29 protein-coding genes and 1 tRNA gene are annotated in these 26260 nt (G+C 66.2%); 19 read left to right on the top strand and 11 right to left on the bottom strand.

Annotated elements, in window-relative coordinates; translation table 11 throughout:
* Positions 1-56: 56 nt before the first annotated feature.
* From MTY59_RS10640 to MTY59_RS10660, 5 genes are all read left to right on the top strand, one after another.
* A complete protein-coding gene (locus tag MTY59_RS10640; RefSeq protein ID WP_221045605.1) occupies positions 57-467 on the top strand; it encodes an MmcQ/YjbR family DNA-binding protein in 411 nt (136 codons plus the stop codon).
* 105 nt (positions 468-572) lie between these two features.
* Entirely contained in the window at positions 573-809 is a 237-nt protein-coding gene (locus MTY59_RS10645; protein ID WP_221045606.1) for a hypothetical protein, read from the top strand.
* A gap of 22 nt (positions 810-831) precedes the next feature.
* Entirely contained in the window at positions 832-987 is a 156-nt protein-coding gene (locus tag MTY59_RS10650) for a DUF6131 family protein (RefSeq protein ID WP_155765891.1), read from the top strand.
* A 151-nt stretch (positions 988-1138) separates the two neighbouring features.
* Complete coding sequence (locus tag MTY59_RS10655) at positions 1139-1843, top strand: response regulator transcription factor (protein WP_064880192.1); 705 nt, start codon at positions 1139-1141, stop codon at positions 1841-1843.
* Positions 1821-3350, top strand: a complete 1530-nt coding sequence (locus MTY59_RS10660; RefSeq protein ID WP_221045607.1) for a sensor histidine kinase — start codon at positions 1821-1823, stop codon at positions 3348-3350. The genes MTY59_RS10655 and MTY59_RS10660 overlap by 23 nt, the downstream gene beginning before the upstream one ends.
* 5 nt (positions 3351-3355) lie before the next feature.
* Here the strand turns inward: MTY59_RS10660 and MTY59_RS10665 are convergent, their stop codons facing one another.
* Complete coding sequence (locus MTY59_RS10665) at positions 3356-3841, bottom strand: lipoprotein LpqH (protein WP_221045608.1); 486 nt, start codon at positions 3839-3841, stop codon at positions 3356-3358.
* A 166-nt stretch (positions 3842-4007) separates the two neighbouring features.
* Here MTY59_RS10665 and MTY59_RS10670 point away from each other — a divergent pair, with 166 nt between their 5' ends.
* Positions 4008-5894 carry an alkyl/aryl-sulfatase gene (locus tag MTY59_RS10670; RefSeq protein WP_221045609.1) on the top strand — a complete coding sequence of 629 codons (1887 nt, stop codon included), beginning with the start codon at positions 4008-4010 and terminating at the stop codon, positions 5892-5894.
* 7 nt (positions 5895-5901) lie between these two features.
* Here MTY59_RS10670 and MTY59_RS10675 read toward each other — a convergent pair whose 3' ends face one another.
* The 6 genes from MTY59_RS10675 to MTY59_RS10700 all read right to left on the bottom strand — a co-directional run bounded on the left by MTY59_RS10675 (position 5902) and on the right by MTY59_RS10700 (position 11392).
* The gene (locus tag MTY59_RS10675) at positions 5902-6870 is read right to left on the bottom strand and encodes an NADPH:quinone oxidoreductase family protein (RefSeq protein WP_221045610.1); all 969 of its coding nucleotides are present in this window, start codon (positions 6868-6870) and stop codon (positions 5902-5904) included.
* Positions 6870-7493 (bottom strand): TetR/AcrR family transcriptional regulator, encoded by a 624-nt coding sequence (locus MTY59_RS10680; RefSeq protein ID WP_221045611.1) that lies wholly within the window; start codon positions 7491-7493, stop codon positions 6870-6872. Before MTY59_RS10680 ends, MTY59_RS10675 begins: the two co-directional genes overlap by 1 nt.
* Positions 7474-8757, bottom strand: a complete 1284-nt coding sequence (locus MTY59_RS10685) for an acyl-CoA dehydrogenase family protein (protein ID WP_221045612.1) — start codon at positions 8755-8757, stop codon at positions 7474-7476. The genes MTY59_RS10680 and MTY59_RS10685 overlap by 20 nt, the downstream gene beginning before the upstream one ends.
* 89 nt (positions 8758-8846) lie before the next feature.
* Positions 8847-9611: an SDR family NAD(P)-dependent oxidoreductase gene (locus MTY59_RS10690; protein ID WP_221045613.1), complete on the bottom strand. Its 765-nt coding sequence runs from the start codon at positions 9609-9611 to the stop codon at positions 8847-8849.
* Between the two features lies 1 nt (position 9612).
* A complete protein-coding gene (locus tag MTY59_RS10695) occupies positions 9613-10668 on the bottom strand; it encodes a phosphotransferase family protein (RefSeq protein ID WP_415822761.1) in 1056 nt (351 codons plus the stop codon).
* A gap of 52 nt (positions 10669-10720) precedes the next feature.
* Positions 10721-11392, bottom strand: a complete 672-nt coding sequence (locus MTY59_RS10700) for a class I SAM-dependent methyltransferase (protein ID WP_221045615.1) — start codon at positions 11390-11392, stop codon at positions 10721-10723.
* A 126-nt stretch (positions 11393-11518) separates the two neighbouring features.
* On the opposite strand from MTY59_RS10700, the gene MTY59_RS10705 reads away from it, so the two are divergent.
* Together MTY59_RS10705 and MTY59_RS10710 are read left to right on the top strand one after the other, a co-directional pair.
* On the top strand, positions 11519-12157 hold the full coding sequence (locus tag MTY59_RS10705) for a histidine phosphatase family protein (protein WP_221045616.1): 639 nt from the start codon (positions 11519-11521) through the stop codon (positions 12155-12157).
* Positions 12158-12219: 62 nt separating this feature from the next.
* Complete coding sequence (locus MTY59_RS10710; protein WP_221045617.1) at positions 12220-13272, top strand: phosphotransferase family protein; 1053 nt, start codon at positions 12220-12222, stop codon at positions 13270-13272.
* Here MTY59_RS10710 and MTY59_RS10715 read toward each other — a convergent pair.
* Complete coding sequence (locus tag MTY59_RS10715) at positions 13269-13619, bottom strand: LapA family protein (RefSeq protein ID WP_221045618.1); 351 nt, start codon at positions 13617-13619, stop codon at positions 13269-13271. The genes MTY59_RS10710 and MTY59_RS10715 overlap by 4 nt on opposite strands.
* A gap of 153 nt (positions 13620-13772) precedes the next feature.
* On the opposite strand from MTY59_RS10715, the gene MTY59_RS10720 reads away from it, so the two are divergent.
* The 5 genes from MTY59_RS10720 to MTY59_RS10740 are packed head-to-tail and all read left to right on the top strand — an operon-like array spanning position 13773 to position 17783.
* Positions 13773-14666, top strand: a complete 894-nt coding sequence (locus MTY59_RS10720) for an ABC transporter substrate-binding protein (protein WP_415822769.1) — start codon at positions 13773-13775, stop codon at positions 14664-14666.
* Position 14667: 1 nt separating this feature from the next.
* The gene (locus MTY59_RS10725; protein ID WP_221045620.1) at positions 14668-15780 is read left to right on the top strand and encodes an ABC transporter ATP-binding protein; all 1113 of its coding nucleotides are present in this window, start codon (positions 14668-14670) and stop codon (positions 15778-15780) included.
* Between the two features lie 3 nt (positions 15781-15783).
* Positions 15784-16470, top strand: a complete 687-nt coding sequence (locus MTY59_RS10730; protein WP_221045621.1) for an ABC transporter permease — start codon at positions 15784-15786, stop codon at positions 16468-16470.
* Positions 16467-17183, top strand: a complete 717-nt coding sequence (locus MTY59_RS10735) for an ABC transporter permease (RefSeq protein ID WP_221045622.1) — start codon at positions 16467-16469, stop codon at positions 17181-17183. Before MTY59_RS10730 ends, MTY59_RS10735 begins: the two co-directional genes overlap by 4 nt.
* Positions 17184-17783 carry a putative glycolipid-binding domain-containing protein gene (locus tag MTY59_RS10740; RefSeq protein WP_221045623.1) on the top strand — a complete coding sequence of 200 codons (600 nt, stop codon included), beginning with the start codon at positions 17184-17186 and terminating at the stop codon, positions 17781-17783.
* Here MTY59_RS10740 and MTY59_RS10745 read toward each other — a convergent pair.
* Entirely contained in the window at positions 17746-18690 is a 945-nt protein-coding gene (locus tag MTY59_RS10745; protein WP_221046377.1) for a prephenate dehydrogenase, read from the bottom strand. The genes MTY59_RS10740 and MTY59_RS10745 overlap by 38 nt on opposite strands.
* A gap of 129 nt (positions 18691-18819) precedes the next feature.
* On the opposite strand from MTY59_RS10745, the gene MTY59_RS10750 reads away from it, so the two are divergent.
* From MTY59_RS10750 to MTY59_RS10775, 6 genes are all read left to right on the top strand, one after another.
* Positions 18820-19341 (top strand): tRNA adenosine deaminase-associated protein, encoded by a 522-nt coding sequence (locus tag MTY59_RS10750; protein ID WP_221045624.1) that lies wholly within the window; start codon positions 18820-18822, stop codon positions 19339-19341.
* A gap of 38 nt (positions 19342-19379) precedes the next feature.
* A complete protein-coding gene (locus MTY59_RS10755) occupies positions 19380-19838 on the top strand; it encodes a nucleoside deaminase (protein WP_221045625.1) in 459 nt (152 codons plus the stop codon).
* A 29-nt stretch (positions 19839-19867) separates the two neighbouring features.
* Positions 19868-19957, top strand: a tRNA-Ser gene (locus MTY59_RS10760).
* 157 nt (positions 19958-20114) lie between these two features.
* Complete coding sequence (locus MTY59_RS10765; protein ID WP_221045626.1) at positions 20115-20831, top strand: cutinase family protein; 717 nt, start codon at positions 20115-20117, stop codon at positions 20829-20831.
* Positions 20832-20929: 98 nt separating this feature from the next.
* Complete coding sequence (locus MTY59_RS10770) at positions 20930-21934, top strand: glycoside hydrolase family 6 protein (protein ID WP_221045627.1); 1005 nt, start codon at positions 20930-20932, stop codon at positions 21932-21934.
* A 129-nt stretch (positions 21935-22063) separates the two neighbouring features.
* Entirely contained in the window at positions 22064-22540 is a 477-nt protein-coding gene (locus MTY59_RS10775) for a CAP domain-containing protein (protein ID WP_221045628.1), read from the top strand.
* A gap of 637 nt (positions 22541-23177) precedes the next feature.
* On the opposite strand, the gene MTY59_RS10780 is transcribed toward MTY59_RS10775, so the two are convergent.
* Both MTY59_RS10780 and MTY59_RS10785 read right to left on the bottom strand, forming a co-directional pair.
* The gene (locus tag MTY59_RS10780) at positions 23178-24848 is read right to left on the bottom strand and encodes a putative alpha/beta hydrolase (protein WP_221045629.1); all 1671 of its coding nucleotides are present in this window, start codon (positions 24846-24848) and stop codon (positions 23178-23180) included.
* A gap of 138 nt (positions 24849-24986) precedes the next feature.
* Positions 24987-26120 carry a cellulase family glycosylhydrolase gene (locus tag MTY59_RS10785; RefSeq protein WP_221045630.1) on the bottom strand — a complete coding sequence of 378 codons (1134 nt, stop codon included), beginning with the start codon at positions 26118-26120 and terminating at the stop codon, positions 24987-24989.
* Positions 26121-26260 lie beyond the last annotated feature (140 nt).

Consider the following 26260-nt stretch of genomic DNA (forward strand, 5'->3'; position numbering starts at 1 on the left):
CAGAACTTCTCGTAGCGGCGATGAGCTAAACCGCGGCGATCGGTACCCTCGCCGTTATGGCTGGCCGACGCGCCCGGGTGAGCGACGTGCATGAGATCGCCGCCGCAATGCCGCACGTTCAGCGCCTGGAGGGGCCCAGGGGCAATGCCATCTACCAGGTCGGCGGCAAGTCGTTCGTCTTCTTCCGCACGCCCCGGCCGGACGCGTCCGATCCGGACACCGGCGAACGCTATGCGGACGTGATCATGCTGTGGGTGGAATCGGAGAGCGACAAATTGGCGTTGGTTTCCGATCCCACGTCGCCGTTTTTCACCAGCGACCATTTCGACGGGCATCCTTCGGTCCTGGTCCGTGCCGGTCGGCTGGCGGAAATCAGCAGGACCGAATTAGCTGAGCTGATTCAGGACGCCTGGTTGTCCCGGGCGTCGAAGAAGCGGGCCGCCACCTGGCTCGCCGACCACCTCTAGCCCCACGAGCTGCACCGACAAGCACTGCCGCATAACCCATTGCATGTTTAGACATGAGTCGAACGGGTAACTTCAGGTCCACGAGAAAACTTCTTCTCGACCACAATGGAGGTCACGATGCGTGGCAGCGGGATCATCACAACTGTTGCGCTGGTGTGGTTGCTGATCGGAGTCTTCGCGGCGTGGCAGCGCGACTACTTCAAAAACGACAACACATCTTGCGCCTCGGCGGGCACGGTTGCGGTGACCGTAATCGCTGGACCCTTGAATTACTTCGGTGTCAATCCAAAGGTCACGGATTGCCATCTGCCACAACCAAGTTCAATGCAATCAATCAACTAACCACTCAATTAAAGGAATCAACATGGTTATCTTAGGAATTGTCCTGCTTATTCTCGGTTATTTCTTCCACGTACCCATCCTGACCACTCTGGGTATCGTGCTGTTGGTCATCGGCGCGATCCTGTGGATTCTGGGCTCGATCGGTCGGCCCGTCGCCGGCCGCCGCTATTGGTATTAACAACCTCGACTGGGGATCGAATCGCGCGGCTGCTCAGCAGTCGCGCGATTCGTTTCACAGCATGCGCATAGGTTTGGCATAGCGTCGGCTCAGCCCGCAGCGGATACTGGAACTTGTGACGCAGCCCCGAGCCTCTGTAGAGCGGGTTGTCATGTGTCGTGCTGACGGCAACCCCATCAACGTTTTGGTGGTAGACGACGAATCTGTCCTGGCCGACATGGTGTCGATGGCACTGCGGTATGAGGGCTGGAACATCTCCACCGCCGGCGACGGGGCATCGGCCATCGCGAGCGCACGCTCACAGCGGCCCGATGTGGTTGTTCTGGACGTGATGCTGCCCGACATGAGCGGCCTCGACGTCTTGCACAAACTTCGCGAGGAGAACCCGCAACTGCCCGTGCTGCTGCTGACCGCCAAGGACGCCGTGGAAGACCGCATCGCCGGCCTGACGGCGGGCGGCGACGACTATGTCACCAAACCGTTCAGCATCGAGGAGGTCGTGCTGCGCCTGCGCGCGCTGTTGCGCCGCACCGGTGTGACGACGGTGGACAGCGGCGCGCAACTGGTCGTCGGCGACCTGGTGCTGGACGAGGACAGCCATGAGGTCACCCGGGCCGGTGAGCCAATCTCGTTGACCTCCACCGAATTTGAGCTGTTGCGATTCATGATGCGCAACTCCAAGCGGGTGCTGAGTAAAGCCCAAATTCTGGACCGGGTATGGAGTTACGACTTCGGCGGCCGGTCCAACATCGTCGAACTCTACATTTCATACCTGCGCAAGAAGATCGACAACGGCCGGGAACCGATGATCCACACGCTGCGCGGCGCGGGTTATGTCCTCAAGCCGGCCCGCTGACACGCGAAGGGCCTGGTCCCTTCGGCTGCGGCTGCTGGTCGGTCAGATCGTCGTGTTGGCGATCGTCTGCGTGGGCATCACCGCGGCGACCGAACTGGCGCTGCTGCACCACCTGGTGGCCCAGCTCGACGGGCAGCTCGCCGGCACCTCCTACCGCTCGGCGCTCATGTACCCCGAGCCGCCGCACTCGGGCTGGCGGCATCAGCACGTCTATCCGAGGCCGGGCCCCGGCCCGCGATTCCTGGACGCTCCGGGCCAGCCGGCGGGCATGGTGGCGGCGGTCGTCAGCCACGGGAACACGGTGGACGCGGGCTACACGACGAGCAGCGGCGACCGGGCGGAGCTGACCCCGACCGCCCAGCTGCAGCTGTCCGGTATCGCCGGCAGCCGCAAGCCGGTGACCGTGGACCTCGACGGGCTGGGCCGCTACCGGGTGGTCGCGGCCCCGAGCCGCAACGGCGGCGACGTCATCGTCACCGGCCTGTCGATGGCCAATATCGACGCCACCCTGATGCGGATGCTGGTGATCTTCGGGATCGTCACCGTCATCGCGCTGGTCGCTGCGACCACGGCCGGTGTGATCATCATCAGGCGGGCGCTGGCGCCGCTGCGCCGCGTCGCGCAGACCGCGAGCGAGGTAGCCGGCTTGCCGTTGGCGCGCGGCGAGGTCGAACTCCCGATGCGGGTGGGCGAATCCGATGCCAACCCCTCCACTGAGGTGGGGCAGCTCGGCGCGGCCCTCAACCAGATGCTGGACCACATCGCGGCGGCGCTGTCGGCGCGGCAGGCCAGCGAGACGCGGGTCCGCCAATTCGTCGCCGACGCCAGCCACGAGTTGCGCACGCCGCTGGCGGCGATCCGCGGCTACACCGAACTGACCCAACGGATGGGTGACGACCGCGAGGCGGTGGCGCAGGCGATGAGCCGGGTGGCCTCCGAGACCGAGCGGATGACGCGCCTTGTCGAGGACCTGCTGCTGCTGGCCCGGCTGGACTCCGGCCGGCCGCTGGAACGCGAACCGGTGGATCTGTCGCGGTTGGCGGTGGACGCGGTCAACGACGCTCACGTCGCCGGGCCCGATCATCAATGGGAACTCGACCTGCCCGAGGAGCCGGTCGTCGTCACAGGGGACGCGGCGCGGCTACACCAGGTGCTGGCCAATCTGCTTGCCAACGCCCGGGTCCACACGGGGGCGGGCACGGTCGTGACGACGCGGCTGTGCGCCGAGCCGTCGCACACCGTGCTGCAGGTCATCGACAACGGGCCGGGCATCCCGGCGGCGTTGCAATCCGAGGTGTTCGAACGGTTCGCCCGCGGCGACTCGTCGCGTTCCCGCAAGGGCGGCAGCACCGGGCTGGGCCTGGCGATCGTCTCCGCGGTTGTCAAGGCGCACAACGGAACTATCGCGGTGGACAGCGCGCCGGGTCGTACCGAGTTCACGGTGCGGTTGCCACCCAACGGATGGCAACCGCCCGCGTCGAACTCCGAAGGCGCGCAAGGCGCCTGACCTGATTAGCTGTTGCAGGTCACGTTGATTTCGAAGGGTTTGTTGACCGGCTGCATCGGGTTGGCCATGTCCACCCCGGTGGCGGTGCCGCTGATCTTGTAGGTGTTGCCGTCCTTGCTGGCGGAGGCATTGCCCTGGCCGGCGCCGGAGGTGTAGCCCAGGGTCACGCCGTTGACGTTGCCCAGCCCAACCGATTTCACCTGCGGCGGGCTGCCGTCGCTGAGCACGGCGGCGATGCCGGTCGCCGCGCCACCGATCGCGATGTTGATGGTGCCGCCCGCGTTCGTGCAGACGACCGAGCCCGTGACGTTCTGGTCTTTGCCATCGATGGTGACCTTCGTACCGCCGGATGCACCGGAGCTGGCCGACGCGCTGGTGCTAGAGCTACTCGAGGAACTGCCCGTGGTCGACTTGTTATTACTCGAACAGCCAGAAATTCCCGCGGCAAGAATTGCCGCACCGGCCACCGCGACCGTCAGTTGACGCTTCACCTGTTCTCCTTTGCCCGATAGTTGCGGTCCTCGGCATCGAGGGCCGTCTGGGCAGTATGCGGGTTAACTGAGTCGCGATCCAGAGCCCGAAGAAATTGTTGCTGTGTTCATTAATTAGACGACGAAAAGCCGTCCGAACCGCCTTGGCGGGCGGTGCGTTAATGGCATGGTTGTCAGGGTGGATCACAAGCCTCCCAGCGCCGTCATCGAGTCGGCCCACCGCGACCACGTGCTGCCGTTTCACGATGAAACGGATTTCGCCGACGCCGACCGGGGATTCATTGCCGCGGAGTCGCCGTGCGTGATCAAAGCGGCCGACGGGCGGGTGGTCTGGGACAACGATGCCTACTCGTTCCTGGGCGGGCCCGCACCGGCGTCGGTGCATCCCAGCCTCTGGCGGCAATCGATGCTGGCCGCCAAACAGGGCCTCTACCAAGTGGTTCCGGGTATCTATCAGGTTCGCGGCTTTGACATCTCGAACGTCACGTTCGTGGAATCCGACAACGGCGTCATCGTCATCGATCCCCTGGTGTCCACGGAGGTGGCCGCGGCGGCGCTGACCTTGTATCGCACCCACCGAGGCGGCGAGCGCCGCGTCGTCGCGGTGATCTACACGCACAGCCACGTCGACCATTTCGGCGGCGTATTGGGCGTCACCTCGCAGGCGGACGTGGATGCCGGTGCGGTGGCCGTCCTGGCGCCGGAGGGCTTCATCGAGCACGCGGTGCAGGAAAACGTCTATGCCGGACCGGCAATGACGCGACGGGCAACCTACATGTACGGCTCGCTGCTGCCCCGTGGACCGATGGATCAGGTCGGCTGCGGGCTGGGGCAGGCGCCGTCCACAGGCGAGGTCGCCGTCATCGTGCCCACCATCGACATCCGCACCACAGGTGAAACACACACCATCGACGGCGTGGAGATCGAATTCCAGATGGCGCCGGGCACCGAGGCGCCCGCCGAAATGCATTTCTATTTCCCACGTTTCCGCGCCTTGTGCATGGCCGAGAACGCCACGCACAATCTGCACAATCTGTTGACGCTGCGTGGCGCGTTGGTGCGTGACCCGCATGCCTGGTCGGGTTATCTCACCGAGGCGATCGACACGTTTGCCGATCGCGCCGACGTCGTGTTCGCCTCCCACCATTGGCCGACCTGGGGACGGGACAGCATCGTCACGTTCCTGTCGCTGCAGCGCGACATGTACGCGTACCTGCACGACCAGACGTTACGGTTGCTCAACCAGGGCTACACCGGTGTCGAAATTGCCGAGATGTTCCAGATGCCACCGGCTCTCGAGCAGGCCTGGCATACGCACGGGTACTACGGATCGGTGAGCCACAATGTCAAGGCGATCTACCAGCGGTATATGGGCTGGTTCGACGGCAACCCCGGTCGGCTGTGGCCCCATCCGCCCGAGGCCCTGGCGCCCCGGTATGTCGAGGCGATGGGCGGGATCGATCGCGTCGTCGACCTCGCCAGGGAGGCCTTCGATTCCGGGGACTTCCGTTGGGCCGCAACATTACTAGACCATGCGGTCTTCACCGACAGCGAGCACGCGGTCGCCCGCGCGTTGTACTCGGACACGCTCGAGCAGTTGGCCTACGGGGCCGAGAACGCGACCTGGCGCAACTTCTTCCTCAGTGGCGCAACGGAATTGCGCGACGGTAATTTCGGCACCGCGACCACGACGACGTCCCTCTCGATGCTCAGCCAGCTGACGCCGGAGCAGATCTTCGACGGTTTGGCGATTCGGGTCAACGGTCCACGCAGCTGGGATCTGAACATCGCAATCGATATCGCCTTCGTCGACACCGCGACCAACTACCGGCTGGCCCTGCGCAACGGGGTGCTCGTTCGCCGCAGGGTGCCGCCCGATCCCTCGACGGCGACCGTGACGATCAAGCTGGCCACCAAGGTTCGGCTACTCGCCGTGGTGCTGGGAGACTTCAGCTCGCCCGGCCTGGAGCTCCTTGGTGATCAGACCGCGCTGCAGGCCTTTTTGGATGTGCTCGACGGGCCAGACCCGGATTTCAACATCGTCACGCCGTGACGCCGCGTCACGCGACGTCGATTACCACCTTGCCCAGCACCTTGCGGTCGGCGACATGCCGTAAGGCCGCGGCCGTCTCCGACAGCGGGAATCGCGCGCCGATGTAGGGTCGCACCGTGCCGGCGGCGAACATGTCTGCCAACTCCTTGAGATCGCGCACGGCGTCATCGGGCCGGTCGGTCATGAACGTGCGGATCTCCATGCCGCGTACGCAGATGTCTTTGAGCAGAATGAGATTCAGCGGAATCGCGGGGATGGTGCCGGCCGCATAGCCCAGCGTGACGAAGGTCCCGCCACGCGCGAGCCCGCGCAGCGCCGGCTCCGAATACGATCCGCCCACCGGGTCCAGCACCACGCGGGCGCTGTCGGCGGTGAGCTCACGGATCCGCGTCTTCAGGTCCTCGCGGTCATAGTCCACGGTCGCCTCGGCGCCGCGCTGCCGGCACAGCTCGAGCTTCTCCGGGCTCGACGCCGCGGCCAGCACCCGGGCCCCCATCGCGACCGCCAGGTCGACCGCGGCCAGCCCCACGCCGCCCGCGGCGCCCAGCACCACCACCCAATCTCCTTGCGTGACAGCCGCGGTCGAGCGCAGCGCGTGATAGGCGGTGCGGTAGGTGACGCCGAACGCCGCGGCCGAGGCGAAGTCGGCATCGTCGGGCACGAGCTCGGCTTGGCTCGCGTCGAGCAGCGCCTGTTCGGCGAACGCCCCGAATGTGGTTCCGGAAACCCGTTGTCCGGGACTGAACGGCGCACCGTCACCGGCGGCGATGACCTCCCCGGCGATCTCGTTGCCGGGGATGAACGGCGGCGGAATCTTGACCTGGTACTTGCCGGCGATGAACAGCACGTCGGGGAAGTTGACCGCGGCCGCGCGGACCCGCACCAGCAACTGGCCCGGGGCCGCGACGGGATCGGGCACGTCGTCGATCACCAAGTCCTCGGGAGCGCCGTAGGAACGACAGATCACCGCGCGCATCAACCGGCCTCCAGACCACGTAAACAGAACCGCACCACGTGCGCGATGTCGTCGGGGCCGGGCTCCTCGGCCGAGCCCACGTAGCGGCGCATGGTGGCGGCGGTGCAGCTGAACACCGCCTGTACATCGCGCTCGACGTCGCTACTGCCCAGCGCCGCAACGGGTTCCACGAGGAGCTCGCGAAGTGGCCGCATCATCTCCTGGTCGGCTCCGCGCCAGCTGGTTCCGGACGACATCTGGCCGGCCGCCGCACGTGTCATGCTGATCAGGTGCGGGTCGGCCACCTGTGCCAGCGTGCCCTCGATCCACCGCGCGACCTTGTTGCGCGGCTCGGATTCCTTGGCCATCTGATGCTCGAGGTAGGACACCACGATGCCCACGCCGCGTTCCATAACGGCCAGGATCAGATCGTCCTTACCGGCGAAATAGCGGTAGAACGCCTTGTTCGACGAGCCCGCCTCAACGACGATGTCGCTGACCCGCGGCGGTTCGGGTGCGACGCGTTCCATGACGCGCACCGCGGCGGCCAGGATGCGCTCGACCTCCTCGGTGGCCTCCCGCTGGCGGTCATCCAGTGCCCGCTCGACCGCGGCGGTCACCCGGTTAGAGCTCAACGAGCTCACCGTATTTGGCGCGCGCGGCGGCGCGCCGCACGTCGAGCATCTCGCTGGGCCAGTCGCCCTCCTCGGCGTGATAACCCTTCAGCAGCATCCGGGCCAGGTTGACCTTGTGCGCCTCGGTCGGCCCGTCAGCCAGGCCCAGCGCGATGCCGCCCAGCAGGACGTTGACCAGCGGCAGCTGGTCGGTGAGTCCCAGCGCCCCGTGCACCTGAATGGCCCGCAGGGCAATCGATTTGAGCACCTGCGATGCCAGGATCTTGCAGGCGGCGATTTCGGCGCGGGCGGCGCGCTCGTCACCATTGTCGATCAGCCACGCGGCGTGCAGCACGGTCAGCCGGAACGGGATCAGCTCGGTGTACGAGTCGGCGACGAATTCCTGGACCAGTTGCTTGTCGGCCAGCAGACTGCCCTGGGTGAAGCGGCTTTTGGCCCGGCGGGACATGATCTCGACGGCGCGTTGCGCCATCCCGATGGAGCGCATCGCGTGATGCAGGCGCCCGCCGGCCAGTCTGGTCTGCAATATCAAAAAGCCCTGGCCGGGCTCGCCGAGCAGCGCGTCGGCGGGCACCCGGACGTCGTTGTAATGCACCAGCGAATGACCCGGCTCGTGCGGGTCGGCCCCGACCAGGTGGTGATTGGCTTCCAGGATCAAGCCCTCGGTGCCGGCGGGGATCAGGAACGTCGACGCACCGGTGTGGACCGGCACGTCGGGATCGGTGATCGCCACGACGATGAAGAACGAGGCGACGGAGGCGTTGGAGGAGAAGTACTTTCGCCCGGTGATCACCCAGTCGTCGCCGTCGCGGACGGCGCGGGTGGTGAAGACCCGCGGATCCGCGCCGCCCTGCGGTTCGGTCATCGAGAAGCACGAGAAGATCTCCCCGGATAGCAGGCCCGCCAGGTAGCGGTCCTTCTGCTCCTGGGTTCCGAAGCGGGCGATGATCTCGGCGTTGCCGGTGTCGGGCGCTTGCGTTCCGAAGACGATCGGCGCCCACGGGCTGCGGCCCAGGATCTCGTTGATCAGCGTCAGCTTGACCGCACCCAATCCCTGACCGCCCAGCTCCGGCCCCAGATGCGGTGCCCACAAACCCTTGTCGCGCACCTGCTGCTTGAGCGGGTCGACAATGCGGCGCCGCTCGTCGTTCAGCGGCAGAAACTCGCAGCCCGGAAACAGCACCTCGAGCGGTTCCACCTCGTCGCGAACGAAGCCGCGGATCCACTCGAGCTTCTCCTCGAACTCCGGCTCGGTAGAAAAGTCCCAGGACATTCGAACACTCCTTTCATTAGTGGCGATCCGTCCCCCGCAAGCGGGAGGTGCCCCCAGCGCCCGGCTGCGCCGCGCTTACGATCGCCACGTCAGGGGATCCCGCCGTCGGCCCGCAGGATCGAGCCGGTGGTGAAGCTGGACGCGTCGGACGCCAGGAACAGTGCCGCGCCGACGATTTCGCGCGGGTCGCCTGCGCGCTGCAAGGAAAGGTGCTTGAACGGATTCTGTTCGGCCGCACCGAGATTCCAGGCCTTGCTCACGTCGGTGAGAAACGGTCCGGCCATCAGCGTGTTGACCCGCACCGCCGGACCGAACGCCTTGGCCAGCGCCTCGGTCATGGCGTTGAGCCCGGCCTTGGACGCGGCGTAGGGGATGATGTCGGGTGTTGGCCGCAGCGAGCCGGCCGTGCTCACGTTGATGATCGAGCCCCGACCGGCCGCCACCATGCGCTCACCCACCAAGGCCGACAAGCGGAATGGGCCCTTGAGGTTGAGGTTGACCACGGCGTCGAACAGCTTCTCGGTCACATCGGTCAGCTTGTCGTACAACGGGGACATGCCCGCGTTGTTGATCAACGTGTCCACCTTGCCGAACCGTTCGTAGGCCGCCTCGACCAGGCCGTCGAGCTGATCCCAACGCCCGACGTGCACCTGATACGGCATGGCCGAACGGCCGGTCTCGGCCTCGATCTCCTCGGCGGTGGACACGCAGTTGTCCATGTTGCGGCTCGCGATCACCACGTCGGCACCGCAGCGGGCCGCGCCGAACGCCATCTCGCGTCCCAGGCCGCGGCTACCCCCGGTGATCAGGAAGACGCGGTCGGTGAGATCGAAAAGCTGCTCGGCATACCCCATTTCAGGATCCCTTGGTAGATCGGGCGAGTTCGGCGGCCGTGGCGATGAGCTGGAGGATCATCGGGCCGAACGCGTCGGTGATCTTGGGGTCGACCTTGCCGGTCCGCACCCCGGCCGCGTACGTCTTCTCCAGCACGATGCCCAGTTTCCAGTTGGCCAGCACCAGGTAGTAGTCGATGTTCTCGGTCGACAATCCGCTGACGGTTTCGTAATGCTCCAACAGCTCGCTGCGCGTCGGCATGCCGCGCATGTCGAGATAAAACCCGTCCTCGCGCGGCTTTTCGCCGTCGTAGCCCAGCAGACACCACGCCAGGTCGAGCAGTGGATCGCCCACCGTGGTCATCTCCCAGTCCACGATCGCGGCCAGGCGCGCGGGGGCGCCGTGCTCGAACATCACGTTGGCGAACTGATAGTCGCCGTGCATGATGCCCGGCCGGTAACGCGCCGGACGGTTGCGGCGCAGCCAGTCGGAGGCCTCGTCCAGACCCGGCAGCTCGCGAACCTTGTAGGCGTCGAGGAACGCCAGCCAGCGATCGACCTGCCGCTCGTGGAATCCGTCCGGGCGGCCGAAGCCTTCGAGTCCTTGCTTGCGCCACTCCACTCGGCCCAGCTTGGCCGCGCCGTCGACCAATTGGAAGGCCAGGCCGCGCCGGGCCTCGAGGTCGGTGTCGAACGGCGATTGCCAGCCACCGTCCATCGGGCTCCACCCGTTGATCGCCTGCATGACGTAGAACGGCATCCCTAGAACGGCGCCGGTGTCATCGGCGGCGATCAGCGCCGCGTGCGGGACATCGGTGCCGGACAGCGCCCGCACCAGGCGGATCTCCCGCAGCAGCCCGTCGATGCGGGCGGCGTCGGCCCGGACGCCGGGCATCCGCAACACCATCCGCTGGCCACCGCGCTCGATCAGATAAAGGGTGTTCTGCGAACCGCCCTTCAGCTGGGTCAGCCGCGCCTGTTCGCCATCGCCCGGGGCGTCGTTCGCATCCAGCCAGCGAGCGAGGACGCCCGCGTCGAGTCCCGATTCACCAGTCACTCGCCAACCCTCTCTGCACACCCCGATCTCTGTCGGGAGAATAGCATTCTCCGTGCTAGGGGCAAGTGCGGTATCAGTCCGGTTTGTGCGCGCTCAGCAGGAATCCGGGCGCCATGAAGTGGCCCTCGTCGTCGTGGTCCAGGTGCGCCAGAGGGCCGTCGGGCGAACCGGCCGCATCGTCGGTGCCGTACACCTTCGCCGAGCGGACACCGTCCACCCGCCACAGCGTCGCGACGGCGTCGTGCAATTCGGCTTCGGTGAAGCCGGGCGGGCCCGGCCGGCCCGAATGGGCGTCGTCCAATGCGCCGGCGGCGAAGGCCAGGATGTACAGCGCGGCGCCGGGCGCGGCGGCCCGAAAGATGGACCGCACGTAGTCCTGGCGCCGCTCGGGCGGCAGCGCGTGAAACAGTCCGCTGTCCAGAATCGTGGAGAAGCGACCGTCGTAGCCGCCGAAGCTGGTGACGTCGGCCTGGGCGAACGTCACCGTCGTCAGCCCTCGCTCGGCAGCAGCGGCGGTGGCCGCCTGGATCGCGGTCGCGCTGGCGTCCAGGCCCACCACGGTGTGGCCGAGCGCGGCGAGGTTCAGCGACAACGCGGCGTGGCCGCAACCGGAGTCCAGCACCTCGCCGCGGATCTTGCCCTGGTCGAGGAGCAGCGCCAGCTCGGGTTGGGGCCGGCCGATGCTCCAGGGAGGCGGGGCGGCTTGTCGGTAGGCGGCGTCCCAATCCCTGTCCGGTGCAGTCATCCGTCCTCCTCGGCACTGCGGGCATGAAGCTAGTGCAGCGATGCCATTGTGCACGCCCTGAACGACGGGCAAGGGGCGATGAGAGACTTCGGACCGGCACAACCTTTCGACAAGACAGGAAGAAACATGCAAGTGCTTCTGGTCCGGCACGCGCTGCCGCTGCGCAGCGAACACGAACAAGGTGCCGATCCGGACCTGTCGGAGGAAGGGTTGGCACAGATCGAGCGACTCCCCAAGGCGCTCGCCAGGTTTCCGATCGCGCGGGTGGTGAGCAGCCCGCAGCGCCGGGCCATCCAGACCGCCGAGCCGGTCGCGGCGGATCGCGGTCTGACCGTCGAGATCGACGATCGCTTCGCCGAGTACGACCGCGACCTTCCCGTGTACATCCCCGTCGAGCAGATCCGCGCGGAGATGCCAGAGGAATGGGCGCGCCTGGCTCAGGGGCATCTGCCCAGCGCGGTTGACGAGGACGCTTTTCGTGCCCGGGTGCGCGCCGCGGTCGACGACCTGGTCGCCACCGGCGACCCCGACGACACGGTCGCGGTGTTCAGCCATGGCGGGGTCATCAACGTCCTCCTGCACGAGATACTCGGCACCGCCCGACTGCTGTCCTTTCCGGTCGACTACGCATCGGTCACTCGGCTGTTGTTCTCCCGGTCCGGGCAAGCCACGGTGGCAGCGGTCAACACCACCGAACACGTTTGGGACCTGTTGCCGCGAAACCAGAGGCTGCTCGACGACGACGCGAGCCGTGGCAAGGCCTGAGCGGCGACCGGCAAATCGCAGGTGGTGCGCCGCGTCGAGCCCGGCGATGGTAGACAAGTTCGGTGACTTCAGCTGACCAACTCGAGGGGCTCGACCTGGCCTCGCTGGACTCCTACTTGCGTTCGCTCGGGATCGGGCGCGACGGCGAGTTGCGCGCGGACTTCATTTCCGGTGGTCGCTCCAATCTGACGTTCCGTGTCTACGACGACAGCACCAGCTGGCTGGTGCGGCGACCGCCACTGCACGGGTTGACCCCGTCGGCGCACGACATGGCCCGCGAGTACCGCGTCGTCGCGGCGCTGCAGGACACGCCCGTTCCGGTGGCGCGCACGATCGGGCTCTGCGAGGACTATTCGGTGCTGGGCGCCCCCTTCCAGATCGTCGAATTCGTCGCCGGACAGGTGGTGCGCCGCCGCGCTCAACTCGAGTCGTTCAGCCACACGGTCATCGGCGGCTGCGTCGACTCGTTGATCCGCGTGCTCGTCGACCTCCACACCGTCGACCCCAACGCCGTCGGACTGACCGACTTCGGCAAGCCCAGCGGCTATCTGGAGCGCCAGGTGCGGCGGTGGGGCTCGCAATGGTCGCTGGTGCGGTTGCCCGAGGATCGGCGCGACGCCGACGTGGAACGGCTGCATTCCGGTCTGGGCGAGGCGATTCCGCAGCAGAGCCGCACGTCGATCGTGCACGGCGATTACCGCATCGATAACACGATCCTGGACGCCGACGACCCGACCAAGGTTCGTGCGGTCGTGGACTGGGAGCTCTCCACCCTGGGGGATCCGCTGTCCGACGCGGCCCTGATGTGCGTGTACCGCGACCCCGCGCTGGATCTGATCGTCAATGCGCAGGCCGCGTGGACGTCGCCGCTGTTGCCGACGGCCGACGAACTGGCGGACCGCTATTCGCTGGTGGCCGGTATACCGCTGGCGCACTGGGAGTTCTACATGGCGCTGGCCTACTTCAAGCTCGCCATCATCGCCGCGGGCATCGACTTCCGCCGGCGGATGTCGGATCAGGCCCGCGGTGCGGGCGACGCGTCCGAGCACACACCCGAGGTGGTGGCGCCGCTGATCTCCCGGGGTCTGGCCGAACTGGCCAAGCTGCCCGGCTAGCGCAACGCGGCTGCGTGCTGCCGTTTGGCCGCGCGGCGCAGCTGCAAGATCCGTGCGGTGCCGACCGCAACCGTGATCAGCCCCCCGACCACGGCCGCCAGCAGGATCGCAACTCCCTTGGGTTGGCTCCAGTGCCAGCCCAGGAACTGAAAGTCTGCCGGGGTCGTGTTCTGGGTGATGAAAATCAGCAACAGGATCAGGATCACGAAGCCGGCGATCAGCGACGACCACAGAGCGCCGGCGCGGGTGAACCCGATGGCCGGTTCTCTGGCGGGTGCGCCGGTCTTGGCGGCAGGGTTGGGCTTGGGCGGTGGCTGGCCGGGCGAGGCAGGGGTTTGGCTGCTCATAGTGCCATCTTTGCCCTCTCCGGCGCAGATTGAAACAGATTCGCGCAACCGGTCCTCGCGCGGCAGCGTCCGCGCGGTTCGGGCGTTAGGGTCGGCGTTATGACGGCACTGCCGCACGTGCGGGGCGTGATCACGCGCGCGGCGGTACTGGTGATGGCCATGTTCGTCGTTGCGGCGTGCAGCAATTCCGATCCGCTCAGAGCGCAGGTTCGAAGCCCGAACTCCATTGTCATCGGCTCCGGCGACTTTCCGGAATCGCAGATCATCGCCGAGATCTATGCACAAGCCTTGCAGGCCAATGGTTTCGAAGTGGGCAAGCGGATGGGAATCGGGAGTCGGGAGACGTATATTCCTGCGCTCAAAGACCATTCCATCGATCTGGTACCGGAGTACATCGGCAATCTGCTGCTCTACATCTCGCCACAGTCAAACGCCACCACGCTGGATGCCGTCGAGCGTGAGCTTGACCAGCGCCTGCCCAGTGACCTCTCAATTCTGACGCCCGCCCCGGCCACCGACACCGATACCGTCAGCGTGACCGGGCAGACGGCCAACTCCTGGAACCTGAAGACAATCGCCGATCTGGCCGTCCATTCGGCCGACGTGCGATTCGGTGCGCCCTCGGCGTTCGCGACCCGGCCGGCCGGGCTGCCCGGGCTGCGGCAGAAGTACGGACTCGAGATCAGGCCGGGCAACTTCGTCGCGATCGACGACGGCGGCGGCGCGGTCACCGTGCGCGCATTGGTCGAGGGCAGGGTGAACGCCGCCAACATCTTCACCACCTCACCGGCCATTCCGCAGAACCACTTGGTGGCCCTCGACGACCCCGAACATAATTTCGTCGCCGGAAACATTGTGCCGCTGCTCAATTCGCAGAAGCGATCTGCGCGGCTCAAAGACGTGCTGGATGCGGTTTCGGCGAAGCTGACCACGTCCGGCGTCGCCGGACTCAACGCCGCGGTGTCGGGGAATTCGGGCATCGATCCCGACCAGGCGGCGCGAAACTGGGTACGCGACAACGGCTTCGACCATCCGATCGGAGGATGACTTGATCATCTTCGACAACGTCAGCAAGGTCTTCGCCGACGGAACCATCGCCGTGAACCAGCTCAGCCTCAGCGTCCCCACCGGCAAGCTGACCGTGTTCGTCGGGTCCTCCGGTAGCGGCAAGACCACGGCGCTGCGCATGATCAACCGGATGATCGAGCCCAGCTCGGGCACCATCACGATCGACGGCGTCGACGTGTCCACCCGCGACCCGGTGAAGCTGCGCCTCGGCATCGGATACGTCATCCAGCACGCCGGTCTGATGCCCCACCAACGCGTAATCGACAATGTGGCAACGGTTCCCGTCTTGCGGGGCCAGCCTCGCCGGGCCGCCCGCAAAGAAGCCTACGCGGTGCTCGAACGGGTCGGGCTGGATGCCAAGCTCGCGACCCGCTATCCCGCCCAGCTCTCCGGCGGCGAGCAACAGCGGGTCGGCGTGGCACGAGCGCTGGCCGCCGACCCACCGGTCCTGTTGATGGACGAGCCGTTCTCCGCAGTCGACCCGGTGGTCCGCCATGACCTGCAGAACGAAATACTGCGCCTGCAAGGCGAATTGCACAAAACGATCGTCTTCGTCACCCACGACATCGATGAGGCGCTGCGGCTCGGTGAACGCGTCGCGGTTTTCAAGGGCGGTTCGCTACAGCAGTACGACGAGCCCGCCCGGCTGCTGTCGCGGCCGGCCAACGACTTCGTGTCGCGGTTCATCGGCCTGGGCCGCGGCTATCGATGGCTGCAACTCCTCGACGCGGCGGGGCTGCCGTTGCACGACGTCGAACGGATCACCGCCGACCAGCTCTCCGCGACGGGGCTTTCCGACGGCTGGGCCGTGGTCGTCGACGACGCCGGAGTTCCGCTCGGCTGGATCGACGGCGAGGGGCTGCGACGGCACCGCGACGGTGTGTCGTTGCCCGACAGCATGAGCGGGGTCGGATCGTTGTTTCGGCCGCGGGGCAATCTGAGCCAGGCGCTGGACGCGGCGCTGTCGTCGCCGTCGGGCATCGGCGTCGCCGTCGACGACGGCGGCAGGGTGATCGGCGGCGTGCTGGCCGCCGACGTGCTGGCCGCGGTGGACTCCCGACGACTGGGTTCGGCGGAGCCCAGGGGGACCTGACCGATGCACTATCTGCTCACCCATCTCGACGACGCCTGGGGCTTGACCGGAGTGCACCTGCGGCTGGCGTTGGTGCCGGTGCTGATCGGTCTGGCGATCGCGTTGCCACTCGGCATGCTGGTGCAGCGCACCCGGATCGCCCGCCGGCTCACGACGGCGGCCGCCAGCGTGGTGTTCACCATCCCGTCGCTGGCGCTGTTCGTGGTGTTGCCGACGCTCATCGGGACCCGCATCCTCGACGAGGCCAACGTGATGGTGGCGTTGACGGCCTACACCGCCGCGCTGCTGGTGCGGGCGGTGCTCGAGGCGCTGGACGCGGTGCCCACCCAGGTGCGCGACGCCGCCACCGCGGTCGGCTACCCGCCGATCACGCGGATGCTGAAAGTCGAACTGCCGCTATCGGTTCCGGTGCTCGTCGCGGGACTGCGGGTGGTGGTGGTCACCAACATCGCGATGGTGTCGGTCGGCTCGGTCATCGGCATCGGTGGGCTGGGCAGCTGGTTCACCCAGGGGTACCAGACCAACAAGAGCGATCAGATCCTGGCCGGCATCATCGCGCTGTTCCTGCTGGCGGTCGTCATAGACGTGCTCATCGTGGTGGCCGGCCGGCTGGCCACACCGTGGGCACACGCCACGCGCAGCACCGGCCGCCGCTCGGTCGTCGCACCGGTGGTGGGTGGTGCGCGGTGAACTTCATCGAGCGGGCGATCTCCTATGTGTTGACCGCCGACAACTGGACCGGCCCGGTCGGGCTCGCGGCCCGCATTTTGGAACACCTCGAGTACACCGCCCTGGCGGTGGGCGCCTCGGCGCTGATCGCGATCCCCGTCGGCCTGATCATCGGGCACACCGGGCGCGGCACCCTGCTGGTGGTGGGGGCCGTCAACGGGCTGCGCTCGCTGCCCACGCTGGGCGTGCTGCTGTTCGGAACGCTGATGTTCGGGCTCGGCCTGGGCCCGTCGTTGGTGGCGCTGATGCTGCTCGGTGTGCCGGCGTTGTTGGCCGGCACCTACGCCGGGATCGCCAACGTCGAGCCGACGGTCGTCGATGCCGCCCGCGCGATGGGCATGACCGAGGCCCAGGTGCTGCTGCGCGTCGAGGTGCCCAACGCGTTGCCGTTGATCCTGGGCGGGCTGCGCAACGCCACGCTGCAGGTGGTCGCCACCGCGACCGTGGCCGCCTACGCCAGCCTCGGCGGTCTGGGCCGATACCTGATTGACGGGATAAAAGAACGTGAGTTTCATCTCGCTCTGGTCGGTGCGCTGATGGTGGCCGCGTTGGCGCTGGTGCTCGACGGTCTGCTGGCTGTTGCGGTGTGGATTGCGGTGCCGGGCACCGGACGGCTTCGGCGAACATACCGGGCACTTCCGTCGCGGTTGGCGGGCACGTCTTACGGTAGATGAGTGAACGCAGCCCCCTCTGATCCGTCTCGCCGCGTGTGGCAGACGATGCTCACCTGGCGCGCACAGGATGACCCCCGGATGGAATCGGTACGACTCCAGGTGTCCGGCAACAGAATCAAGGCCAATGGCCGCATCATTGCCGCCGCCACCGAGACCCATCCGGCATTCGGCGCCTACTACGACCTGCTGACCGATGAGGCCGGTGCCACCAAGCGGCTCGGGATGACCGTCACCGTGGCCGAGCGTGAGCGCGTCTTCTCTTTCGCCCGCGACGAAGAGAACATGTGGTTGGTCACCGACCATCAGGGCGAACACCGCGCGGCGTACAACGGCGCGCTCGACGTCGACGTGGAGTTCAGCCCGTTCTTCAATGCGCTGCCCATCCGGCGGCTCGGGTTACACGAGCGAGCGGCGTCGGTCACGCTGCCCGTGGTCTATGTGAACATGCCGGAGATGTCCATCATCGCGGACACCGTCAGCTACAGCAGCACGGGAAGCCGCGACGGGATCAAGGTGCGCACACCAATCGCCGACACCACGGTGAGCGTCGACGAAGAAGGGTTCATCGTCGACTATCCAGGCTTGGCAGAGCGGATCTGATGACCTGGCCCGCCCGGCCCGCGGCGGCCAATTCCGCACGCCAGTTCTCCGCCCCGATCATGACGTGGAAGACGTCGCTGCGCGGGAAGCTGTCGTAGCGCGTTCGCGCGGCATGGCCGGCCTCGATGAGGTCGGCGACCGAGTTGTGGGAAGCCAGCGATTCCCGAGCACGACTCAGCTGCTCGATGACGCGGTCGACCGTGGGTACCAGTTGATCGGAGTTGCCCTCGCACATCGCCCGGACCAGATCCGGGGCGGTGGCCGCCACGCGAGTCCCGTCCCGGAATGACCCGGCGGCCAGCGCGAAGGCCAACGGGACGTCTCCAGCGACGACCGCCAGCGCCTCGGCGAGCAGGTGCGGCAGATGCGAGATGGCCGCCGCGGCGGCGTCGTGTTCGTCGGACCTGGCCGGCACCACCACCGCGCCGCAGTCCAACGCCAACGTCATCACCGTCGACCAGACCGCCGCATCCACGTGATCGTCGACGCTGACCACCCACGGCGCACCGGTGAACAACCCGGCGTAGCCGGCGCTCCAACCCGAGTGGGCGGTGCCCGCCATCGGATGGCCCCCGACGAAGCGTTCCTGCAGACCCGCCGCGACGACCTCGTCGAGTACCGCCTGCTTGACGCTGGTGACATCGGTCAGCGGACACGCCGAGGCCGTCTCCTTGATGTGAGCGAGCATGCCCGCCATCGCCGGCATCGGCACCGCCAGCACGATCAGCGCACCGGAGTCGGCGGCGCGAGACAGGGTCGCGCTCAGATCGGTGGTGGCGTCAAACCCGTCGGCGGTCGCGGCCCGCGCGCCCTCCACCGAGCGGTTATAGCCGAACACCTCACGGCCGGCTGCCGTGGCGGCCCGCATTATCGAGCCGCCAATCAGCCCCAGCCCGAGCACACACACCGGTGTCGTAGAAGGAGGGCTTGCCACATTCCAAGGTTGGCACATCCGTCCGGGAACGGCGCCGTCAGATCTCGCGGCTACCAGGAGCCATCTGGTCAGGGGCCTGGTCAGGGACTACCGTAAGCGGCCATGGGAGCACAACGGGCCTCTGCCCAGGGCTTGTCCGCGGACACACCGGACGGGTTCGGCGTTGCGGTGGTGCGTGAAGAGGGGCAGTGGCGCTGCGCCCCGATGGCCCGCAAATCGTTGTTGAGTTTGTCGGCCGCCGAGACCGAGCTGCGTGAATTGCGCAGCTCCGGGGCGGTCTTCGGTCTGCTCGATGTGGACGACGAATTCTTTGTGATCGTGCGCCCGGCGCCGTCGGGGACGCGGTTATTGCTCTCGGATGCCACCGCAGCCCTGGATTACGACATCGCCGCGGAAGTGCTCGACAAGCTGGACGCCGACATCGATCCCGAGGATCTCGAGGACTCGGATCCGTTCGAAGAGGGCGACTTAGGGCTGCTGTCCGACGTCGGGCTGCCCGAGGCTGTCCTTGGGGTCATCGTCGACGAGACCGACCTGTACGCCGACGAGCAGCTGGGGCGCATCGCCCGTGAAATGGGCTTCGCCGATCAGCTGTCGGCGGTGATCGACCGCCTCGGTCGGTGATCGCAAGCGCGGCGGGTCGCCGCCATCAGGCACGGTCGGTGAGATCTGACGAAGACCTGATCCGTTCCGCACTGTCGGTTGCCGCGACGGCGGGTCCCCGCGACGTGCCCATCGGTGCGGTGGTGGTCGGCGCCGACGGAACCGAGCTGGCCCGTGCGGTCAACGCCCGCGAGGCGTGGGGAGACCCGACGGCCCACGCCGAAATCCTGGCGCTGCGCGCGGCGGCCGAGGTCCTTGGGGACGGATGGCGGCTGGAAGGCGCCACGCTGGCGGTCACGGTCGAACCGTGCACCATGTGCGCGGGCGCTCTGGTGCTGTCGCGCATCTCCCGGCTGGTGTTCGGCGCCTGGGAGCCCAAGACCGGAGCGGTCGGGTCGTTGTGGGACGTGGTCCGCGATCGGCGGCTCAACCACCGCCCGGAAGTGCGCGGCGGTGTGCTGGCCCAGGAGTGCGCCGCGCCACTGGAGGCCTTCTTCGCCCGCCAGCGATTGGGGTGAGGGGCCTGCTGTTCGGTAAGCTGCTCGGCGGTGGCGTGTCCGAGCGGCCTAAGGAGCACGCCTCGAAAGCGTGTGACGGCTAAAACCGTCCGAGGGTTCAAATCCCTCCGCCACCGCCAAGACTGCACGGACGTAAGCGGTTTCCAGATTTGCTGGACACCGGCTGATCGTTGCGTGAGCGCATCCTGCGCGTGTTCGCCTGGTCGCGGCGGTTTCCACATCCGTCTGCGGCCGAAAGTCACGGTTTAAAAATTGCGATTCTGGGCACACTGCGGCATGATCGCACGTCCCAGCGCTCGTCTCCTTGGTCCTGCGCTAGCCGCGGCGTCGGGCGTCGCCGCTTCGGTCCTCGCAACCGCCCTCCCCGCCGCCACCGCCGATCCGTGCCCGGACGTCCAGGTCGTGTTCGCCCGGGGCACCGATGATCCACCCGGCCTCGGCCCGACCGGGCAGGCATTCGTCGACTCCCTGCACCCGCGCGTTGGCGCAAAGTCCTTCGACGTATATCCGGTCGATTACCCCGCCACTCATGACTGGACGAACGCGGGCGAGGCCGGCGTCAGGGACGCGGGCGCCCATGTCCTGTCGATGGCGCACGACTGTCCCAACACCAAGATGGTGCTCGGCGGTTACTCCCAAGGCGCGGCGGTGATGGGCTTCGTCACCTCGCCCGTCGTGCCGAATGGGATCGATCCTGCGAGCGTGCCCAAACCGTTGGATCCGGAAGTCGCCAACCACGTCTCCTCTGTCGTCCTCTTCGCCTTACCCAACGAAAAGGCGATGAACTTCTTCGGCGAGCCGCCGGTCGTCATCGGCCCGCTCTATCAGGCCAAGACCATCCAGGTGTGCGCCGCCGAGGACCCGATCTGCTCCGACGGGATGAATTTCGCCGCGCATGACACGTATTCGACCAACGCCGCGGCGATCGATAAGGGCGCGGCCTTTGCGGCCGGCCTTCTCGCCGACAGTCCTGGCGGGCGCGGCTCGATGTAACCGGACGGCCGTCGCCGTCCTCAGTCAGCCGGCCGGACGCACGGCTTGGGCCGGCGCCGATTGGCGCTAGATGCTTCCGAGCCACTAATTTTCCTCAGGTGAACTTCTCAGCTGCAGGTGCAGCCGCGCGGTGGATCGTCCCCTTGCTCACACTCGCAGCCGTGGCCGGCGTGGGTCTTATGGCCGGTCCGATGCAGGTCCGTCCGGCGCCCGCAGTGCGGCTGGTCGCCGACGGCGACCCGTTGGCCGGAGCGCCGTTCTACGTCAACCCGACGTCGGCGGCCATGCGCGCCGCGCAGAGCGCCGACCCGCCCAGTCCCGAGTTGAGCGCCATCGCCAACACGCCGCAGGCGTACTGGATCGTCCCTGGCGGATCGGTGGCAACGGTCGGCAAGTATGTCGGCGACGCGAATGGGGCCGGCGCCATCCCGGTTCTGGCGATTTACGGCATCCCGCACCGCGACTGCGGCAGCTTCGCCGCCGGCGGTATGGGCTCGGCCGACGACTACCGCTCGTGGATCGACGGCATCGCATCCGGTGTGGGCGCTTCGCGGGTGGCGATCGTTGTCGAACCCGATGCGCTTGCCATGGCCGACTGCTTGTCGGGTGATGCGCGCCAGGAACGCTTCGACCTCATCCGCTACGCCGTCGACACCCTGACCAAGGATCCGAACGCGGCCGTGTACGTCGACGCGGGTCACCTGCGTTGGCACAGCGCCGACGACATGGCCGCCCGGCTCAACCAGGCCGGCGTGGGCCACGCCCGGGGCTTCAGCATCAACACCGCGAACTTCTTCACCACCGAGGACGAAATCGGTTACGGCGAGGCCATTTCGGGGCTCACCAACGGTTCGCACTACGTGATCGACACCTCGCGCAACGGTGCCGGACCGGCCCCCGACTCCGAGCTCAACTGGTGCAACCCGAGCGGCCGGGCGCTGGGCACCCCGCCGACCGCCAGCACCGCGGGCGCGCACGCCGACGCGTACCTATGGATCAAACGTCCCGGCGAGTCCGATGGAACCTGCGGCAAAGGTGATCCCCCGGCCGGCAACTTCGTGAGCCAGTACGCCATCGATCTCGCCCACAACGCCGGTCACTAGACCCTCGCCGTCGAGCCGGTAAGCATGTCGGTGCCGCGGAACGGATTTGCGCTTCGTGATCGTTCTTGGTTGAAAATGGGTAACATTTAGATACCAAAACAGCAAAGCGAGCGCGCGACAAGAGGCATCATGGCCAAGAGAGTCGAGATCATCGCCGTCCTCGCGATCCTTACTGCCTTCATCACGACTCCCGGGACACTGTCCGGTTTCGTCGCGCACGCAGACGATTCGGGGACCGCGCTGTACAGCGGCATCAACCAGCTTCGCCCAGGATGCGGGCCGATCAATGACGATCCCCGCCTGACCGAAGCCGCCCAACGCCACGCCGATGACATGCTGCGCAACGGGGTGAGCGGACACATCGGTTCGGACGGCTCGTCACCCCAGGCGCGAATCACCGCTGCCGGCTACAGAAGCAGGTACTCCGGTGAGATCGTCTTCTGGGGAACCGGATCCGCTGCGACTCCCAGGGAAGCACTCGACATGTGGATGCAGAGTCAGCCACACCGAGACATCATTTTGAACTGCGCATACAACGCCGGCGGCTTCGCCACCGCCTGGGACGGCAACAAGATGACCGCCGTCGGCGACTTCGCGGCGTCGTAAAGCCTGTTAGGGCAAGTGGTATCGATTCACAACTGTGGTCGCTGCGCCCGTCCCGTGGGCGTGCCGCCGCTTGCGAGCGGCCCTCATACGTGGGGCAGCCACCCAGATCCCTTCGGCGACAGCACAAATCCCTCTCCTTGAGTGTCTTTGCATGCGGTCATCCCTGAGTTATCAACCCCACAGATCACCCCGTCGACCGTGATGGAATGAGATGGCGGCAGGGTTTTGACTCCGTTCGGTGTGGGGCCCGAGGGCGTGATTTGTTGTAGACGTGACGCGGTTCCAATCCAATTGACGCGCTGCGATCCATCGGATGCAGGTGAAGCCGGTGGGATTCCAGGAAGATTGTTCCCGGTGCACTGCGCTTGGCCTGACAGAAAGCTGCAGATGATGCCGTCGGGAGTGAGGAAAAATACCTGGGTAGCGGGTATGCCGGGGGTCGATGCGTCAACTCTGTAGTCGGCGACACTGGCTGGGGTATAGCCGCCAAGGTCGGGGAAGCGTGGAGGATCTGCATGCGCACTGCAGGCGCTGATCACGGCGGCGGCCGCAAATGCTGCTGATGCTACTAGTGCCTTGCTGATCATGATTTTCCTATCAGAAACGTTACGCGGGGAGACGACCTTTGCCTTGGCCGTCATTGCGCCGGAGTGACTTGAACCTGCTGCACGTTGTAAGGCGCATTGACATCGGTATTCCACTGGCTGACGAACAAGTTCAGGTTGTTGAGGCTTGAACCGGGCAGGATGTAACCGCCGTAGGGCTGTCGTATCGAAATTGGAGTGTTCCCAGTGTCGTTGTGGGCAATGACTGTGGGAGCGCGTCCACTGAATACTTCGAGGGGATTATTCGCGACTCGCACCTCTACTTGATTCGTGCCGAAGGTGCTATTGAAGCCCGATAGCACCGGCTTTCCGTCCACTTCCCGGAAGCTAAGTTCACCGTAGGTATTCGGGCTCATTGGCACGGTTGCAAGTTCTCCGGGTTTGCCCCACCCGCTGCCGGTCCAGGGTTGCCAGGCGCCGCGGTCGGTGACTTGATTGGGGTCAACCCGGTACATGGTGACGCCTCTGCTGCGGTCGAAGGAGTCGGCGGCGATGTACACCTTGCCATCTTTGGCTTGAAAACCGCTGATCTGTGTAGGTTGGCTTGTCGCGCTGGTGCCGGGGTGAACGGGGTCATTTGGATTCGGCGGGTTCGGGGTCCAGGGACGCCACGACCCGTCGATCGGCTTCCACCCCTGGCCGGGTTCGCTCGTGACTTTGACGAGCCATGAACCCCCCGTGGGGTTTAGTTTGTCGGTGCCTGCAACCATCATGTACGTGATGCCGTCATTCATCCGGATACTCCCGGCGGGAAGCGTGTCTGTCCCCGCTGCTTGAGGTGGCGGTGGGAACAAGACGTTTTGGCCGTCCTGCCCAGTGAGCGGAGTGCCGAAATGGGGACGACCTTGGTCGTCGAAGGTGACTGGCACGGCCACCGATGGGTAGTGCTTCCCGTCGTAAGCCTTGTCACCGGTGAACGAATCCCCAAAGATTGCGAACAATTTCCCAGGCTGTCCGTTCTGCCCGGGCACCTCGACGACTTCCCCCAGGTCCGCCGCACCAATTCCGGGGATACCAGGGATACCACCGGTGCCAGCAACCGGACCTAGATTTCTTACAACGCCCCGCAGCGGCTGCTCAATCCAGTCGTCAACAGCGGCCGGAGGGTCGTAACCGTCGCTGTGCAAATTCCCCATCGACTTCCGCAACGTGTCCGCGTAGGCATTGCGGATTGAATTCACCTGCTTGACCGCTTCGCGGACGTCATCCACGGCCTGGGCATGCGCGGCATGCCTCAACTTCTCCAATTCGTCGTGTTCCGCCGGAGGGAGGTCGAGCGTCAAGTCCTGATCTATCGCGGTTATGAGGTTGTCCAGCCCCCGCAGTTCACTGTCCAGAAGGGCGATCTCGTGAGCCCCCTGCTTTTGTGCATCGGCAAGGGCGGCGGCGATGGACTCCAGGTCGGCGCCTATCTTCGGCAGTTGCTCGGACTGCGCACCAAGGGATTTGGTGACCCGTTGGACTTCATCGGAGTCATTGATCGGATGACCACCATCCTGGTGGTTCCAGGCCGCGGCGAAACGTTTCCGCGCGTCCTCAAAGGCGTGGTCGGCTTCGGCGGTATGACGACCGGCGCCATGAAAGGCCTCCGCCAACTGGGATATCTGAAACGGGCTGCCGGCCTGCAGGCTCTGGTTGATCGCCCACGGGTCGCCGCCGGCCGACGCGATCAGCTCCGCTTCGGTAAAGTTTTTCCACGTCATGGCGCCGCCAGCAGCCGACCAATACCGACGAGCATCGCCGCCCCCTTCTGAGCAGGTATAAACCCTACTACCGGAAGGTCTATGGGGGTTTGGTGTTCGATTGACTTCAGCGAAGGGTTACGAAGGCCGGAACCCGGCTTATGTCTGGCTACCGGCCAGCTTTCGCACCGTCAGCACCTCGATGTCTTGGAACGGCCGTCCCTCGGGCCGGATCAGGTCGTGGAACCACACCTTCGGGACCGATGTATAGGGGTGATCCCATGAGTCCCAGGGGAAGTAGGTCTGGGTCTTGCCGGCGACCAGGCCCCAGTTGATAGCGCCGACGTTGTGGCGCTTCGCAACCGGCAGGATCGACTCGACGGTGCTGCCCTGGGGTCGCGCCATGTACTCGGTGCACAGGATCGGCCGGCCCAGCGGGTTGAGCTCGTTGATCCGGTTCTCGAACCCGGCGGGACCGGCGTAGGAGTGGAAGGTGATCACGTCGGCGTTGGCGAGCTGGATGTCGCTGATCGCGCTGCGGCCCTGCGCCTGCCCCCAATTCCCTTGCCACACACCACTTGTCAGCGGCTGGCTGGGCTCCACCGCCCGGGCCCAGCGGAAGACCTGGGGGAGCAGGTTGGCGACCAGCTGCACCTTGTCGCTTCGTTCGATGTTGCGGTACTGGCGCGCTGGGTTGTCGGGTTCGTTCCACAGGTCCCAGCCCAAAACCCGGTCGTCATTGCGGAATTGGGTCATCACCGCCGTGACGTAGTCGCGCATGACCGGGACGTACTTCGGGTCACCGAGGCGTTCGGCGCCCGGGCTCTGCGCCCACCCCGAGTTGTGCACGCCGGGCCGTGGCGCGCGCTGGCGTCCCGCTCGGGGTTGCGGATCCCAGCAGGAGTCGAAGAAGACGAACAGTGGTTTGATACGGTGGCGTGCCGCGATGTCGACGAATTGACCTAGGCGGGTTTGGAAGCCACGCTGATCGGCCGCCCAGAGCTGATCGTGCAGGAACACCCGTGCCGTGTTGTGGCCGTAAAACTGGGCCCAGCCCAGTTCGGTGTCGATGCGCCGCGGATCGAAGGTGTCCGGTTGGAACATCTCGAGTTGGTTGATGGCGTTCGCCGGAATGTAGTTTGCTCCTACGAGCCAGCCCTGCGCTTGATACCAACGGTTCGCGCGGTCGGGTGACCACCGGCCCGCTTCCTCCGCGGAAGCCCGGGGCATCCGGGCAACTGCGGCGCCTGCCGCGAGTAAAAGAGGGAGTTTCAGGGCCGTACGTCGTTCCACGATGTGACGATAAGTTTTCGGCGCGATTTCCCCGGGATTTGCTCAGCGCGTCGCAACAGGTTCGTCGTCAGCGCTGTCGCGTGGCGACTTTCGCTCGCGATCGTGACCAATCCGTGACCACCAGCACCGGCGCGCCCCGG

Source organism: Mycobacterium senriense (assembly GCF_019668465.1).
GTDB classification, from domain to species: domain Bacteria; phylum Actinomycetota; class Actinomycetes; order Mycobacteriales; family Mycobacteriaceae; genus Mycobacterium; species Mycobacterium senriense.

Excerpts from the sequence above, each read along its gene's own strand:
- MTY59_RS10765 (WP_221045626.1), top strand. The coding sequence starts at position 20,115 with ATGATCGCACGTCCCAGCGCTCGTCTCCTTGGTCCTGCGCTAGCCGCG.
- MTY59_RS10670 (WP_221045609.1), top strand. The coding sequence starts at position 4,008 with ATGGTTGTCAGGGTGGATCACAAGCCTCCCAGCGCCGTCATCGAGTCG.
- MTY59_RS10640 (WP_221045605.1), top strand. The coding sequence starts at position 57 with ATGGCTGGCCGACGCGCCCGGGTGAGCGACGTGCATGAGATCGCCGCC.
- MTY59_RS10660 (WP_221045607.1), top strand. The coding sequence starts at position 1,821 with ATGTCCTCAAGCCGGCCCGCTGACACGCGAAGGGCCTGGTCCCTTCGG.
- MTY59_RS10685 (WP_221045612.1), bottom strand. The coding sequence starts at position 8,757 with ATGTCCTGGGACTTTTCTACCGAGCCGGAGTTCGAGGAGAAGCTCGAG.
- MTY59_RS10705 (WP_221045616.1), top strand. The coding sequence starts at position 11,519 with ATGCAAGTGCTTCTGGTCCGGCACGCGCTGCCGCTGCGCAGCGAACAC.
- MTY59_RS10715 (WP_221045618.1), bottom strand. The coding sequence starts at position 13,619 with ATGAGCAGCCAAACCCCTGCCTCGCCCGGCCAGCCACCGCCCAAGCCC.
- MTY59_RS10720 (WP_415822769.1), top strand. The coding sequence starts at position 13,773 with ATGGCCATGTTCGTCGTTGCGGCGTGCAGCAATTCCGATCCGCTCAGA.
- MTY59_RS10690 (WP_221045613.1), bottom strand. The coding sequence starts at position 9,611 with ATGGGGTATGCCGAGCAGCTTTTCGATCTCACCGACCGCGTCTTCCTG.
- MTY59_RS10750 (WP_221045624.1), top strand. The coding sequence starts at position 18,820 with ATGGGAGCACAACGGGCCTCTGCCCAGGGCTTGTCCGCGGACACACCG.
- MTY59_RS10675 (WP_221045610.1), bottom strand. The coding sequence starts at position 6,870 with ATGCGCGCGGTGATCTGTCGTTCCTACGGCGCTCCCGAGGACTTGGTG.
- MTY59_RS10775 (WP_221045628.1), top strand. The coding sequence starts at position 22,064 with ATGGCCAAGAGAGTCGAGATCATCGCCGTCCTCGCGATCCTTACTGCC.
- MTY59_RS10655 (WP_064880192.1), top strand. The coding sequence starts at position 1,139 with ATGTGTCGTGCTGACGGCAACCCCATCAACGTTTTGGTGGTAGACGAC.
- MTY59_RS10645 (WP_221045606.1), top strand. The coding sequence starts at position 573 with ATGGAGGTCACGATGCGTGGCAGCGGGATCATCACAACTGTTGCGCTG.
- MTY59_RS10700 (WP_221045615.1), bottom strand. The coding sequence starts at position 11,392 with ATGACTGCACCGGACAGGGATTGGGACGCCGCCTACCGACAAGCCGCC.
- MTY59_RS10730 (WP_221045621.1), top strand. The coding sequence starts at position 15,784 with ATGCACTATCTGCTCACCCATCTCGACGACGCCTGGGGCTTGACCGGA.
- MTY59_RS10650 (WP_155765891.1), top strand. The coding sequence starts at position 832 with ATGGTTATCTTAGGAATTGTCCTGCTTATTCTCGGTTATTTCTTCCAC.
- MTY59_RS10780 (WP_221045629.1), bottom strand. The coding sequence starts at position 24,848 with ATGACGTGGAAAAACTTTACCGAAGCGGAGCTGATCGCGTCGGCCGGC.